Below are 14,737 nucleotides of genomic sequence, written 5' to 3'. Positions count from 1 at the left end.
TTCGGGATGGAGAACTTCATCGAGGAGTGCAAAGCATTCGCCGACGAGCAACTCGACGGTCTGCAGGAGGATTTCAAATCGTTCGGTGTGTGGCTCGACTGGGAGGACCCGTACAGGACAGTCACACCCGACTACATGGAGGCCGCGTGGTGGGGGTTCAAACAGACCCACGAACGGGGACTCGTCGAGCAGGGAAAGCGCTCAGTCACGCAGTGTCCGCGGTGTGAGACCGCAATTGCGAAAAACGAGGTCGAGTACCACGAGATCGAAAGCCCGAGCATCTACGTGAAGTTCCCGCTCAGAGAGCGCGAAGGATCGCTTGTCATCTGGACGACGACACCGTGGACCATCCCTGCGAATACGTTCGTCGCAGTGGATGACGCAGCCGACTACGTCTGTGTCGAGGCCGAGAAAGACGGAACGACTGAACACCTCTATCTCGCTGCAGCGATGGTCGAAGATGTTCTCTCACGGGGGCACTACGATCGATACGAGATTCTCGAAGAGCTGTCCGGGGCTGATCTGGTCGGGTGGGAATACGAACATCCGTTCTCGGAAACAGTGCCTGAGCATCCGAGCGGCGATGGAGCGTTGCAGGTTCACCACGCTGACTACGTCGAAATGGACCGTACCGGATTGGTCCACTCCGCACCAGGACACGGTCAGGAGGACTTCGAGCGCGGGAGTGAGCTCGGACTCGAAATCTTCTGTCCGGTCGGGCCAGACGGTGTCTACACAGAACGTGCCGGTACGTACGCAGGGCAGTTCGTTCGAGACGCAAACAGCGAGATCATCGACGACCTCGACGATCGCGGATTGTTGCTCGCATCGGGCACCACTCGCCACGACTACGGGCAGTGCTGGCGGTGTGATACGGACATCGTCTTCCTCTCGACTGACCAGTGGTTCGTAACGGTCACAGACGTAAAAGACGAGATGCTGTCGAACATCGAAGACAGCACGTGGCACCCACAGGAGGCCCGCGACAATCGATTCCGGAAATTCATCGAGGAATCTCCGGACTGGAACGTCTCCCGGCAGCGGTACTGGGGCATTCCGATCCCGATCTGGACGCCGTCGGATTGGGAGGGCGACATGGACGAGGTGATTGTCGTCGGGACACGCGAGGAGCTCACAGAGCGAGTGGATCAGGAGATTGATTCTGATACTGTCGATCTTCACCGCCCGACGGTCGACGAACTCACGATCACCGAGGACGGGACGACCTACACGCGCATCTCAGATGTGTTCGACGTGTGGCTCGACTCCTCGGTCGCATCGTGGGGGACGCTCGGATACCCAGAACAGACCGACGACTTCGAGGAGCTGTGGCCAGCCGATCTCATCATGGAGGCACACGACCAGACACGCGGTTGGTTCTGGTCACAGCTCGGGATGGGGACGGCAGCACTCGATCAAATCCCCTACAACGAGGTGCTCATGCACGGCCACGCGCTCGCCTCGGACGGCCGGAAGATGTCGAAATCGATCGGAAACATCGTGACACCGACCGAAGCGCTCGAACGTCACGGAGCAGACCCGATGCGTCTGTTCTTGCTGTCGGTGAACCCGCAGGGAGAAGATATGCGCTTCTCGTGGGACGAGATGGCAACGATGCAGCGCAATCTCAACATCCTCTGGAACGTGTTCCGCTTCCCGCTACCGTATATGCGATTGGATGGATTCGATCCCGAAGCCGTAACACTCGATGAGTGCGATCTCGAACTCGTCGACGAATGGGTGCTCTCTCGGCTCCAAACCACGAAAGCGGAGATGACCGAACACTGGGAGGATTTCCGCCAAGATCGGGCGCTCGAAGCGCTGCTCGAATTCGTGATCGACGATGTCTCCCGGTTCTACATTCAGGTCGTCCGCGAACGGATGTGGGACGAAGCTCAGAGCGATTCGAAGATGGCTGCGTACGCGGCGCTCTACCGAGTCCTGCTCGAAACCGTCCAGTTGCTCGCTCCCTACGCACCCTACGTCGCCGACGATATCTATGCGACCCTCACAGGCGAGGGGGGCTTCGATACGGTCCACATGTGTGACTGGCCGACACTCAACGAGACGTACCACGATCCCGACCTCGAATCGGGGATTGAGATCGTGCGAGCCGTCGAAGAGGCTGGATCGAACGCACGCCAACAGGCAGAACGAAAGCTCCGGTGGCCCGTCCCACAGGTCGTGGTGGCTGCAAACGACGAAGCGAGCGCTACTGCGGTCGATGAGTACCGCGAGCTCCTGAAAGAACGACTCAACGCTCGGTCGATCGAGGTTGTGGCCCCAGAAGAGGACTGGGGTGAGCTTCGCTACTCTGCGCAGGCGGATATGAGCGTCCTCGGTCCAGCGTTCGAAAGCCGCGCGGGCGATGTGATGCGAGCACTCAACGAGGCGCGCGTGAGCAATCCAACGCTCGATGCGCTCGCTACCGACGTGAACAGAGCACTCGATGGACCTGCCGTCGAATTCACCGAAGAAATGGTTGAATTCGTGACCGAAACTCCTGAAGATGTTTCCGGGACGGTCTTTTCCGTCGACAGCGAGGACCGAGGCGTCGTCTACGTCGATACGAGCCTGACGGACGATATCGAGAGTGAGGGCTACGCACGCGAGGTCATCCGCCGCGTCCAAGAGATGCGAAAGGAACTCGATCTCGAACTCGAACAGGAGATCAAGCTCGAGCTGTCGATCGACGATCAGCGCATCGCTGATCTCGTGGCCGAACACGAGGACTTCATCGCCAGCGAGGTCCGTGCAGATTCGTTCGGAACCGTCCAAGACGGGCATCGCCGCGATTGGGATGTTGAGGGGACCATCATGACAATCGCACTGAAGCCGCTGGCGACGAGCGAAGTGTAAGTAGCGTCGCTTTACAACGCATCAGCAATCACAGGTGCGACACTAACCGTTGTGACGCTCCGTTCGAGTGTGTCGGTGCCGTAGATTGCTTCGATACCTGCTTTTTCGAGTTTGGTGCGCGCGTTTGCAGCGAGCATCGGGTGAACACAGACTGCGAACACACGACCAACATCCTGCGTGCGCAGCCGTTCGATTGCTTTGCTCATTGTCGATCCAGTGGCGATAATGTCATCGGTAACGACCACATCTCGGTCAGCGGCGTCCGTCTCGCTCGGTGAGAGTTCGATCTCACCGGTGTCGTGATCACGTGTTTTCTCGAAATAGTCGGTCTCGCCGTTTCCGTAGGCAGTACGGACGGCGTCTGCGAGATCGATCGCGCCTTCATCGGGAGCAAGAAAGAGCGGCTCTGAAAGGTTCTCTGGAAGCGAATCAGCTAGCAACGGTGCGCCGTCAACGCTCTCACACGGTACATCGAAACACTCGCAGATGTCGGGTTCGTGCGGCGTGACTGTGAGCACGCGATCCGTACTTGTCGAAATGGCGCGCGCGATAGCACGTGCTGAGACAGGCTCGCCCGCGCTAAACGCCTCGTCCTGTCGGCCGTATCCCATGTAGGGGAGCACGGTAACGACTTCCTCGGCATGCTGACTCGCAATGTCTTGGAGCTGGAGGAGCTCGATGTGTGCGTCGCTAGAAACTGTCGAAGCGACGATTATTGCTCGATCGTCCACGGAATCGGTGCGAATTTTGAATTCACCGTCTGCAAAGCGGGTCCGCTCGACGACAGCGAGCGCGTCGTTCGTCTCGGCTGCGAGCGCGGCAGCGAGCGACTGCGACGCAGCTCCGGGAAGTATCATATGAATGGAGTGCGCAGCGGCGGTTAAACCGGTTTCCGTTCACCGTACTGCCAGTCCAGACACATCCGAAAGCCCGAGCGATCGGGTGTGCCAGCCGTCGTCGGATTCGATGAGAAACGTTCCATCTACTGTGACCGCGTAGGTCGATTCACCGTGGCCGATGCCCGCAATTTGCTCTGCAACCGGTAGTTCGAGTCGCTCCCACTCATCGGACTGCGCGTTGTGAGATTGGTGCTCACTCGTGTTCTCAGACTTACATGGAGCGTACAGTGCCTCGTCGGTCGCTGCGTGGATCCGTGTGCCGTCACTCTCGATGAGGTGGACGTCAGCATCGAGAACGTTCACCCATCCGTTTTTGAGCTGATACAGTCCAGTCGCGGTGGCGACAAGCGGGATCGGAACAGACGAAACGTCTCGTGCGTTGTTCAGGCCGACCGGAACGTATCCGACACCGTTCGCACCGTCTGAGAGGCGATAAACGCCGTCTGAGCTCGCGATCAAATCACCGTCAATCGCACGAACATCGATTTTATCCCCCGACTCGGACACTCCGAGCGCGCTCCAGTCGTTCTCCACAGACCGGGAGATCCGCCCACTCCCAGCAGCGATCAGTTCGTCGTTGTAGCCAACCGCATGCGCTGGTCCGAATCCTGCCGGATCGAATTCGTCCCGATTCCAAACGAGGACATCCTCGTCTGTTGCAACCGCCAGCCGATTTCCTTTGGCAGCAATGTCGGTTGCGACACAACGATGAACGAGTCCAAACCCGCCGACGAGATCGCCAGAACACTCGACGCGTGCGACACCCATACCGGTGGCGATGAATACGTCGGTTTTCCCCTCCGTTGCGCCATAGACGCGCTTTTCGTCGATACTGCTCATATCCGTGCTCGACTGTCCACGAGCAAAGCGGATATATACGCCGGTCGTGGCTGGCACTGAGTATCCCACACCTCTAGCGCTGACGAATGCAAAGACAACGAGAAACCGGGCGGTGAGAAATATCCGAGTGATTCTACCACGAGACGGCGAGGGAGACATTGTTAGTCATTTATCCGACATATATGATAGCTGTCGAACTTTGCAGATATGATATACATCGAATGCAGTAATTACTATATTATTACCTGATATGAATCAAAGTCGGCCCAGAACCATCATATATGTAACTATAATTGAAATCGTATTGGGTGGGTAGTCGATTGAATCGGAGGAGATCGGGTTATGCGGAACTATTCGGATAATAATCTAGTGAGGCATGATTGTCAGTAAGGAGTAGGTTTTTATCCTTGTAGGTAATGAATAACAAACATGGTCATGCGGTCCAAATGCCCCCGGTGTGGAGGGGCAGATTTGGTCACAGCAATCGGACAAGACGACAAGTTCCGATGTAATGACTGCGGTTTTATTGATGACAAACACATGTGAATTCAATGAGGGGACAGGAGATAGATTCAGAAAGAGGTGATGGAAGCACACACGATGTGCATCTGAAAGTTTTTCTAAAAGATGGTCGAACAAGCGAAACAACCATCACGGGGGTACGATGGCGAATCATTCGGCAAGCAGACTCACAGATCATCTTCTGTGAGAACTGTGGAGAGATCGATAAAGACTACCGACAGAAAGCTGATCTCGATGTGTTCTCTGACCAAACCATCTGTTATAAATGTTATAAAAAGATGAACGTTGTCGAGTTCATGCAACGAGTGAGAGTCCCGCTCCCGGAGAAGAAAAACAGCCACGAAATGTGGACTATTCACACTCAAAGTCCGAAGATGTCTTCGGATTTTAATTCTTCTTGAAATCTGTAGTTAACTCCTGAAAGAGCGACAAACGCCGAGTAACGTCAGTATGTAACAGTCATTTATCAATGACACCCATGTGTTAAACAATGAGTTGATGCACCAGTATACCAAATTAAAATGGCGTGAAAGACAGAGTCCCATGAGTCTACTACCGTTACGGGAGGAGGTGCAAGTATCTCCCAACGAGCCACGTCTGTTTAATCTCGATAGCGATGCGGCTGACAAGGCATTTAAAACGTTAACAGCATCCACAACCCGAGCGGTGCTCTCTATCATCTACGAGTACCCAGCAACACCCAGTGATATCCGAGACGAAGTTGAGACGTCTATACAGAATGTTCATTATCACCTCGAAAAACTTGAAGCGGCAGGACTTATTGAGCCGGCAGGGGTCGGATATTCAGAAAAAGGAACGAAGATGACGCTCTACGCTCCAGCGAACGAGGCCCTCGTGCTGTTTGCTGGCCAAGAGCCAACGTACCACCAGCTCCGAGAACTCTTCAGTTGATCCTGCAGTAGCGTCAATTTGATGACTGCTTTTTAGATTCTGTGATCCGACACCCCCTGCAGCTAAAACATCCGTTTCCATTACTGACACTACTACAGAGATCCTTCGTACTGATGAATGCTCATTCAGAGAGCGTCTAGCGGTGTCTCACGATAGTATCGTCTGATATGACCGTCAAATAAGTCTGATTGACCACCGATCTCATCTCGAAGGGTATTTTTCGTGCGTTGTCCTATCACGACAGCAATGGACGAGTCGGTCCGTGTCCTCGTAGTCGATGATACTTCCAGCGGCGCGGAAAGAACAGCGCAGTCCCTCGAACGCGCAGACGGATCGATCACTACGATCACAGCAACAAGTACCGACGAGGCACTCTCGTACCTCACGTCTGGAGAGCCGGTTGACTGTATCGTCTGTGACCATGGTCCCACTGGAATCGATGGTATCGATACGCTCCAACGAGTTCGACGTGATTACGACCATCCCGATCTCCCGTTCATTCTGTTTACCGACAAAGGGACCGAAGAGCTTCTCAGTCGAGCGATTACTGCTGGTGTTTCTGAGTACATTAAAAAGACATCAGGGGAAGAGTGCTACATCAAAGTCGTCGACCGAATCCGAGAGCTAACCGCAATCGATCAATCAAGCACACCGCCACAAACGATCGATCACACTGCCCGTCGGCGTGCACACGGCGCTTCGCTCCCAACAATGGATCAGTTATCTCCGATGGAATACATCAATCTCCATCGGTTTGCCGAGTCGAATCTCATTGGCGTGTTTCTCATACAGAACCTATCATTCGAATACGTTAACGAAGAGCTGGCAGCGATTTTCGGGTATACGTGCGAAGAACTGCGTTCAGAAGTCACGGTTCCTGACATCGTTCACGAGAAAGACCGTGCATCACTCATCCGTCATCTTCAACGTCGAGAGTGGAACTTCATCGACGAGCTTCAGTATACATTCCGTGGTGTTCGAAAAGATGGAAGTGTTATCCACGTCGAAATACACAGCGATCGTATTGACGCCAAGGGAAATCCATCAGTATTTGGGCTGTTGATGGACGTGACGGCTCGCAAACAGCAAGAAGAAGAGTTCAAACGATATGAGCAGATGGTGAACACCGCCGGTGATATCGTATACGCGCTCGATCCCGACGGCCAATTCACATTCATCAACGAGACGGGGCTCCATCTGACAGGATACGACCGCGAGAAACTTCTCGACGAGCACGTCTCAATCATTCTTGACGATGATGAGATCAGTGAAGGACAAGCGCGTATCCGGAAACTACTCGCCGATACGTCACAAGACCGGGCGAGTGATTCATACGAGATCACAATCAAGGATTCCGACGGAACGATCGTCCCGTGTCGAACGAATATTACACCATTAACCCACGTTGGCGAGTTCAATGGAACGGTTGGCGTCGTCCGAGATATCACGAAGCAAAAAGACCTCGAAGAGCTACTCCGGACTGAGCGCGATCAGTTCGCTGCTCTCTTCGAAAATATCTCTGAACCAACAATTCAATACATCATAAGAGACGGCTCCCCACATGTCGAGGCGGTTAATCCAGCGTTTGAGGAGATGTTTGGCCACTCCGAAGAAGATATTCTCGGAGAATCACTCGATGCTCTTATCCTTCCTCTGGGCAGGAGTAATGAAGCGAAATCGCTCAACGAACGTGTCATCGACGGAGATCGACTCGAAATCGAAGTTTGTCGAATGACGAATGATGGTCTTCGAGACTTTCGGCTCTCTAATGCGCCGATTTCGGTTGGTGAAGAACCAGTACAAGGATACGCAATCTACCGTGATATCACGGACCGAAAGCGGCGCGAGTATGAGCTCGAACGACAGAACGAGCAGTTAGAAGAGTTCGCTAGTGTCGTTTCACACGACCTCCGGCAACCGCTGAGTATTGCGTCTGGAAGACTGAGCATTATTAGAGAAGAGTACGACACACACCATCTCGACGACATTGAGGATGCACTGGAACGAATGGAAACACTCACCAAGAACGTGCTGACGTTAGCACGACGGGGGAAGGTCGTTAGAACGCCGACTCCGACCGCAATCGACGAGATTGTTCATGATGCGTGGGACATATCCAGAACTGGTTCCGCAGAGCTCGCTGTCGATGGCACTCTTACCGTAATCGACGCGGACGAGCAACGTTTGCAAGAACTGTTCGAAAACCTGTTCCGGAATGCGATTGAGCACGGTGGAGACGACGTCACAGTTACGGTCGGGATGCTCGATGAAAACGGATTCTATATCGAGGACGACGGACCGGGAATCCCACCTGAGGACCGAGAACGAGTGTTCGAGCGTGGATACTCGACTGACGCCAACGGTACCGGACTTGGACTTGTCATCGTACTCGTAATCGTTCAGGCACACGAATGGTCGATCGATGTTACCGAAGGAACGAGTGGCGGAGCACGATTCGAAATTCGAGAGCGACCCTACTGAATAGCGGTGGTTCAATTCGTCCCGGCTTGCTCCAGCACCGGAAACACGTAGCCACAGGACGGACAGCCACACGGACGACCGTACCCTTCTACCTCATCCAAAATGTCCCGTTCCCCGGACCAGTCGCACTCGGGACACCATATCTTCATTCACACATCACCTATCTGAGGAAATGTTCAGGAAAATATAAGAACATCGGATTTCGATTGTTTGGCCAGTATAATCGATCGTCAGTGCCTGTGTTCTGTCTCGATAACCGTTAAATCACCATCAAGAACGACTGAGAGAGTCTGTGCGTCAAGCGGGATATCGACGCGCAACCGCCACGGATCCTCAGAGAGGACGGTCGTTTGATCGTCGCTCACACACCACTCAAAGTTCCAGTACGGTGTACTGTTGAGGTCAATATCGTGCTCTTTGTGGAACGCAACGACAGCAGAGTGATCGAGCAGGCTCAAGCCAATCGCCGAGCAGAGATTATGGTTACACTGTTCACAGACGTGATCAGCGCGGAGATCGACACCGAGACAGCACTCGTCTTCACGAACGATGGTCGTCCGCATCCGACCACTACACGCCGGACAGACGCCATCGGCAGCGAGACAGTGAAGGTGCCGTACACGCTGATCGAACGCAGTCAGAAGCTCATCGTGAGAGCGATCGTGTAAGCCACCCGGTGGGAAGGTGTACGTTCCGTGGCCTCGATCGCATTCTGGACATTCGACCGTCAGTTGCTCGTCCTCGTAATAGACGCGCAGCGGTGCGTCACAGCGGGTACACGGCGAGTCAATGGTGAATGGCTCCACACGTGGATGTTCGTTGAACGACCCTGCAAGCACAGCTTCTACAACCCGTTCACCGGCATTTCGTAGATCGTAGCCTTTCTCAGACCGAACGACGAACTGCCCAATCAGTTTGTCAAGATGATAGTTGAACTGAGCACTGTCTCGCATCCCGACCTGCTTGCGGAGACGTGAGAATCGTACTGGCCGGTTCTCGACGGCCCACAACGCTTCGAGAATCGAAAGACGAGTCTCGTTCCCGATGATCGAAAATGCCTCCGCGGGTGAGACACACTCATCACACTCCTGAATGTCCGCTCGACTCATAGTAGTATTCTTACCGTTGTACCTGCTAAAACGTTCTCTAAAATAAATTTTTGTAGCATGGATTATATTTTTTAGAAACGACATAGACACGCGAACCGATCGCACGGCCAACGGTGCTTCGAAGCCCCTAAGTACGCAACAGCAGAATACCGTGTATCTCGTTGGTCGTGACGGGCACCAGCGGGCACCTGCTATGGCAGGTTGGAATGTGACCGGAATCGGTTGAACCACGCAGCCCGTCGGTGAACGCATATGGCACGGAGTTTTTACTCACACATCCGAGAGGCATGGCAGTCCCCAAAAGAAGGGAAATTAGCCGAGTTGCAGTGGCAGCGCCAGCAGGACTGGCGCAAGCAGGGCGCGATTGAGCGTATCGAGCGTCCAACGCGTCTCGATAAGGCGCGCGCGCTCGGATACAAGGCAAAGCAGGGCATTGTTGTCGTGCGCGTGAGTGTCCGCAAAGGCGGCGCTCGCAAGCAGCGATTCACAGCCGGGCGACGCTCGAAGCGACAGGGCGTCAACCCAATCACACGCCGGAAGAATCTTCAGCGAATTTCCGAAGAGCGCGCTCAGCGCAAATACCGCAACCTGCGAACGCTCAACTCGTATTGGGTTGGTGAGGATGGATCGCAGAAATGGTTCGAGATCATCTTGATTGATCCCGAGCACGGCGCAATCCAGAACGACGACGATCTCAATTGGATCTGTGATGAGACGCAAAAAGGTCGCGCCTTCCATGGCGCGACTGGCGCCGGCAAACGCGGACGAGGACTTGGCACACGCGGGAAAGGCGCAGAGAAGACCCGACCAAGTATCCGAAGTAACGACGGTCGCGGGAAATAATCCACAGCACAACGACCTTCGTGGATCGGTATTTCTGATTTTGGTGTTTGCGTATAGCTACGTATTGTTCGAGAGCTATACCACCGATCCAAGAGAGATGACACTACAAGCCAAACTAATCTTACGTTCTCACTTACAGTAAAAACACGAGATTTCTAGATACCAATCGGGGTTAGCGTCGTGCTCCACCCGTTAGTACATCTGCTGTTTCTTCGTGCTCGACGTCTCGCTGAGGACTCCGAGCGAATCGACGGTACCGGTGACCGTTTCGGTTGGGCCGCCGACGGTGTCGGAGACAGTCTCAGTCACGCCGCCGAGAATGTTGGTCGGGTCGACAACGCTGAGCGTGTCGGTGCCGACAAATTTCGTGCCCTTCTTGGTTTTTCCTTGGCACTTGACCTCAACGGAGTCTTGAGATTGGAGATTAAGGTTCGTCAGGAGATCGAAGACGCTGAGGACAAGCGTGTTGGCACCGACAGCCTGGACGTTGTTGATCGGCGTTCCGTCAACCAGAACGTCCATACTCTCGACTCGCTCGGTTGCGAAGTCGACGAGAGAGATCGAGAGGAGTTTGTTTGCCGGGACGATGTCGTCAGCGTTGAGATTGATCTTCTTCATTGCGTTTTGAGTGGTAGTTGATGTGGATTTTGCAGCAGCAGATTCGCTAAGCGTACCGAGACCTGCCGTTGCAGCCCCCGTCACGCCGATCGATTTCAGAAACGTTCGCCGTGATTCATCATTTGGTTGCATTTTATCGACCATTTTCGTATGGTTTCACCCAACCGTACCGTCTGGCGTCAGGGTAAAAATGCTTTTTGTTGTGATGTTTTATACTAGTACATCATTTTACCAGTTTATGTTGTTATATAAAAATGATGGATTATTTGGCACCGCCGAGAGATGGGTTAAAGAGCGATTTTATCCACAATACACGAATTATTCTGGTTGAAAATATCATGTCAATCCAAACTAAGATTCTCGGAGAATCCGCTTATCGGCCCAATAGTGTTATCTCATAATCATTAATTTGGCGAAGTGGAACGGTATCCATCGGATGCTGTGAATCGTTGTAAAATATGAGCACTGAAAACAGCAACAGTCACGACTATCGGTCGATGATGAACTCAGATAAGATCTGTAGACGAGTCTCGTGAGCAAAGAGAGAATAGAAACGGGGAGGAGCGCAAGCTCAGGCCGGAAGATCCTGTTCTGCTTCCAGAAGTTCGTGATACCGATTACGGATTGTAACTTCTGAGATGTCCGCAACTTCGCTGACAGCGGCCTGAGTGGTCTTTTCATTAGTGAGAAGCGCAGCCGCGTAAACTGCCGCAGCGGCGAGCCCGACGGGGCTCTTTCCGGAGTGGACGCCTTGTTCTTTGGCGCTGCGAAGCAGTTGGCGCGCTCGATTTTCGGCTTCATCGGAAAGATCGAGGGATGAAGCAAACCGGGGAACGTAGCTCTCGGGGTCGGCAGGTTTGACTTCCAGACCGAGTTCCCGAACGACGTAGCGGTAGGTGCGAGCGATCTCGCTTTTTTCGACTCGGGAGACATCTGAGATCTCATCGAGGCTACGTGGAACGCCCGCCTGCCGAGCAGCAGCGTACACAGCGGACGTAGCAACACCCTCGATGGAACGACCGGGTAATAGATTCTCATCGAGTGCACGACGATAAATGACACTCGCCGTCTCACGGACGGTTTCAGGAAGACCGAGGGCAGAACTCATCCGATCGATTTCGCCCAGAGCCTGTTTGAGATTTCGCTCTTTAGAGTCGCGGGTACGGAAGCGCTCGTTCCACTTGCGAAGACGTTGCATCTTCGCGCGCTGACGCGAGCCGAGCGAATTACCGTAGGCGTCCTTATCGCGCCAATCGATGTTAGTTGACAACCCCTTATCGTGCATCATGTTGGTTGTCGGGGCACCGACGCGGGATTTCTTGTCTTTCTCGGTGGCATCGAATGCGCGCCACTCCGGACCACGGTCAATCTCGTCAGTCTCGACGACGAGACCACACTCAATACAGACCGTCTCACCGTGCTCACTATCGGTGGCAAGCTTGCCACCACATTCGGGACAAGAGACCGTCTCTCCGGTGTCCTCTGTTTCCTGTTCCTCTGTACGTTCTCGGATTCGCGTGTTCGAATCGCTCATGATGAGGGCGGGTGCTATCCGGGCAGGACCACTCCCCGAAACCCCCGGATGTCCGCTTAGTATTTTTATGTTCGGTCGAAACCTTCTTAACCGTTCCGGTATCTACTGTATGGGTTTCACACTATCCACGACGAGCAAACAGTTCATCGGCCCGTTCGGGATGCAGCGATTACACGAGGTCAAACGCACCGTCGCCCACGTGTATCGCAGTATGTTCTTTTATTCCCGGGAGTGACCACGATTTCGACCCATTTATAATTATCTACCATCCCAGCATAAATGAATACATATTGATACCCCATTCAGCGCTGTTGTTCACAGCATTCTCAGTCTGTATTGCTCGCTTCGATGTTACGGCTCTCCTCGACGGCAGTGGTGAGTGAGACGTTCAGGACCAACGTTGAAATGATTCCACCAATCACGGTGAGGACGTTCTTAACAGCGTGGTCGACGATAGCCGCACTCACCGCAACGGGTCCGGTAACCGGGGTGAACATGACGACAATGAGCGTAAATGCCCCTTCGTACAGACCGACACCACCGGGGGAAAGTGGAAGAACCTTCGCGAGATTACCAACGCTGACGGCGAAAAAGCCAACTGCAACGAATGTGATAAGTGACAGCTGGACATTGAACGCGGCAAACACAAGCAGCGCAGTGACGACATCGAGTATCCATATGCCGACACTGCTTGCACCGATGCGTGCGAACGATTTGGGGGTACTAGCGACGGTCTGTATGTCACTAGTGAACCGCTCGATCACACTGGCGAGGTAGTCAGCGTACGAGTCCGAACTGATCGCTGAGATAGTCGATCGAACAAAATTTCGATCAGAACGCACGCTGGCAATGATACCGACAAGAGCGAGGATGGCAGCCAGACCGACACCAATCGCAACGACGATCGCAGTCTGACCACTGTCTCTTCGAGACTGTGATATCGATCCGAGACTTCCGGCGTCGATACCCATTGCAGCCAGTACGAAGAACACCGCACTAGCCAGGACGGTAATCGTGAGCAGATCGAAGACGCGCTCGACCGCGAGCGAGGCAAATCCCGATGCGTACGGAATCTTCCGACGCATCTTCACGACGTACGCACGGACGGCATCGCCTACCCGTGCTGGAATCACGAGATTACCGGTCTGACTGATGAATACAGCCCCTGTTAGGAACCAGATGCCTTCGTTGTAACCGAGTTCCTGAAGAATATCGCGGTACCGAAGGCCGCGCAGTGGCCACGAGACAAGATAAACAAGTGTCGCCCCAGCAATGTACCATGGATCGGCCTTGCTCATGTGTTCTACGACCGCACTGGGGTCGATGTACAGAGACATGAGGGCAACGGCCACCAGTACGAGAAGCGATCCGCCTGCGATCGTTACGCCACGGGTGATCCGCGGTTGAACGGCGATCTCCCACCAGCAGCGGAGAATCTGACTCCCCATCCCGAACACATCGCGGACGAGATCGACCTTCGTTTCTTCACCCGGAACCCAATCGACGGGGAACTCTTTGACGCGGTATCCACGCTCTTGTGCCCGAACAAGCACTTCGGTGTCCCAGAACCAGTGTTCGTCTCCGATATCGTCGAGCAAAGCGAAGAGAACACTCCGATCGAAGGCCTTGAATCCACATTGGTGGTCCTGTAACTTCGAATCGAGTAGGAATCTGACGAGGGTGTTGAATCCTCGACTGGGAATGCTCCGCTTGGCGGGACGTTCGGCGACGTTTCCAGGAATCCAGCGCGAACCGGTTGCAATGTCGTACTCTCCGGAGCGAACACTCTCGACTAGCTCTTCGAGGTGCGACATATCGGTAGCGAGATCCGTATCGAAATAGACGAGCGTCTCGCCACTGGAAATCCGGAACGCACGTTCGAGTGCGCTCCCACGTCCAAGACGCGTGTCGCTGTGAACGTGCTGAACGCGTCTGTCCTCGCCCGCGATTCGTGCGGCTATCTTCGGTGTGTTGTCATCACAGCCGTCCTCTGCGACCAATACCTCGTATCTCCCCTTCGGGAGAAACGAGTCTAAGGTATCGAGCGTCGTATGAATCGTTTGCTCGATTGTTGCTTCCTCGTTATACGCAGGAAGAACGACACTCACCTCTACACTCAT

11 protein-coding genes are annotated in these 14,737 nt (G+C 54.0%); 4 read left to right on the top strand and 7 right to left on the bottom strand.

Annotated features, from left to right (window positions below):
• Positions 1 to 2,859: isoleucine--tRNA ligase (gene ileS / locus MW898_RS18660; RefSeq protein WP_248909668.1), on the top strand; the 2,859-nt coding region annotated here is incomplete at its 5' end.
• Between the two features lie 11 nt (positions 2,860 to 2,870).
• On the opposite strand, the gene prs is transcribed toward ileS, so the two are convergent.
• Positions 2,871 to 3,716, bottom strand: a complete 846-nt coding sequence (prs, locus tag MW898_RS18655; protein ID WP_248909666.1) for a ribose-phosphate diphosphokinase — start codon at positions 3,714 to 3,716, stop codon at positions 2,871 to 2,873.
• A gap of 39 nt (positions 3,717 to 3,755) precedes the next feature.
• The gene (locus MW898_RS18650) at positions 3,756 to 4,655 is read right to left on the bottom strand and encodes an HVO_0234 family beta-propeller protein (protein WP_248909663.1); all 900 of its coding nucleotides are present in this window, start codon (positions 4,653 to 4,655) and stop codon (positions 3,756 to 3,758) included.
• A 1,008-nt stretch (positions 4,656 to 5,663) separates the two neighbouring features.
• On the opposite strand from MW898_RS18650, the gene MW898_RS18645 reads away from it, so the two are divergent.
• Both MW898_RS18645 and MW898_RS18640 read left to right on the top strand, forming a co-directional pair.
• Positions 5,664 to 6,032, top strand: coding sequence for an ArsR/SmtB family transcription factor (locus MW898_RS18645; RefSeq protein ID WP_248909660.1), 369 nt, complete (start codon positions 5,664 to 5,666; stop codon positions 6,030 to 6,032).
• A gap of 246 nt (positions 6,033 to 6,278) precedes the next feature.
• On the top strand, positions 6,279 to 8,513 hold the full coding sequence (locus tag MW898_RS18640; protein WP_248909658.1) for a PAS domain S-box protein: 2,235 nt from the start codon (positions 6,279 to 6,281) through the stop codon (positions 8,511 to 8,513).
• Between the two features lie 11 nt (positions 8,514 to 8,524).
• Here the strand turns inward: MW898_RS18640 and MW898_RS18635 are convergent, their stop codons facing one another.
• Entirely contained in the window at positions 8,525 to 8,662 is a 138-nt protein-coding gene (locus MW898_RS18635; RefSeq protein ID WP_248909656.1) for a hypothetical protein, read from the bottom strand.
• A gap of 81 nt (positions 8,663 to 8,743) precedes the next feature.
• Positions 8,744 to 9,622 carry a winged helix-turn-helix domain-containing protein gene (locus MW898_RS18630; RefSeq protein WP_248909654.1) on the bottom strand — a complete coding sequence of 293 codons (879 nt, stop codon included), beginning with the start codon at positions 9,620 to 9,622 and terminating at the stop codon, positions 8,744 to 8,746.
• Between the two features lie 252 nt (positions 9,623 to 9,874).
• On the opposite strand from MW898_RS18630, the gene MW898_RS18625 reads away from it, so the two are divergent.
• The gene (locus MW898_RS18625) at positions 9,875 to 10,465 is read left to right on the top strand and encodes a 50S ribosomal protein L15e (protein ID WP_248909651.1); all 591 of its coding nucleotides are present in this window, start codon (positions 9,875 to 9,877) and stop codon (positions 10,463 to 10,465) included.
• Between the two features lie 192 nt (positions 10,466 to 10,657).
• Here the strand turns inward: MW898_RS18625 and MW898_RS18620 are convergent, their stop codons facing one another.
• From MW898_RS18620 to MW898_RS18610, 3 genes are all read right to left on the bottom strand, one after another.
• Entirely contained in the window at positions 10,658 to 11,215 is a 558-nt protein-coding gene (locus MW898_RS18620; protein WP_248909649.1) for a twin-arginine translocation signal domain-containing protein, read from the bottom strand.
• Between the two features lie 439 nt (positions 11,216 to 11,654).
• On the bottom strand, positions 11,655 to 12,617 hold the full coding sequence (locus MW898_RS18615) for a transcription initiation factor IIB (RefSeq protein WP_248909646.1): 963 nt from the start codon (positions 12,615 to 12,617) through the stop codon (positions 11,655 to 11,657).
• Between the two features lie 326 nt (positions 12,618 to 12,943).
• A complete protein-coding gene (locus MW898_RS18610) occupies positions 12,944 to 14,737 on the bottom strand; it encodes a flippase-like domain-containing protein (RefSeq protein WP_248909644.1) in 1,794 nt (597 codons plus the stop codon).

The sequence above is a fragment of the Halocatena marina genome (assembly GCF_023276375.1).
Taxonomy (GTDB): Archaea; Halobacteriota; Halobacteria; order Halobacteriales; family Haloarculaceae; genus Halocatena; species Halocatena marina.
Note: the sequence above shows the minus strand (reverse complement) of the source record. Positions and strands in the feature narration are given on the sequence as shown.

What these genes read in the sequence shown, in the direction of transcription:
- prs (WP_248909666.1), bottom strand. Translation starts at nt 3,716, where the DNA reads ATGATACTTCCCGGAGCTGCGTCGCAGTCGCTCGCTGCCGCGCTCGCA.
- MW898_RS18645 (WP_248909660.1), top strand. Translation starts at nt 5,664, where the DNA reads ATGAGTCTACTACCGTTACGGGAGGAGGTGCAAGTATCTCCCAACGAG.
- MW898_RS18640 (WP_248909658.1), top strand. Translation starts at nt 6,279, where the DNA reads ATGGACGAGTCGGTCCGTGTCCTCGTAGTCGATGATACTTCCAGCGGC.
- MW898_RS18635 (WP_248909656.1), bottom strand. Translation starts at nt 8,662, where the DNA reads ATGAAGATATGGTGTCCCGAGTGCGACTGGTCCGGGGAACGGGACATT.
- MW898_RS18630 (WP_248909654.1), bottom strand. Translation starts at nt 9,622, where the DNA reads ATGAGTCGAGCGGACATTCAGGAGTGTGATGAGTGTGTCTCACCCGCG.
- MW898_RS18625 (WP_248909651.1), top strand. Translation starts at nt 9,875, where the DNA reads ATGGCACGGAGTTTTTACTCACACATCCGAGAGGCATGGCAGTCCCCA.
- MW898_RS18620 (WP_248909649.1), bottom strand. Translation starts at nt 11,215, where the DNA reads ATGCAACCAAATGATGAATCACGGCGAACGTTTCTGAAATCGATCGGC.
- MW898_RS18615 (WP_248909646.1), bottom strand. Translation starts at nt 12,617, where the DNA reads ATGAGCGATTCGAACACGCGAATCCGAGAACGTACAGAGGAACAGGAA.
- MW898_RS18610 (WP_248909644.1), bottom strand. Translation starts at nt 14,737, where the DNA reads ATGAGTGTAGAGGTGAGTGTCGTTCTTCCTGCGTATAACGAGGAAGCA.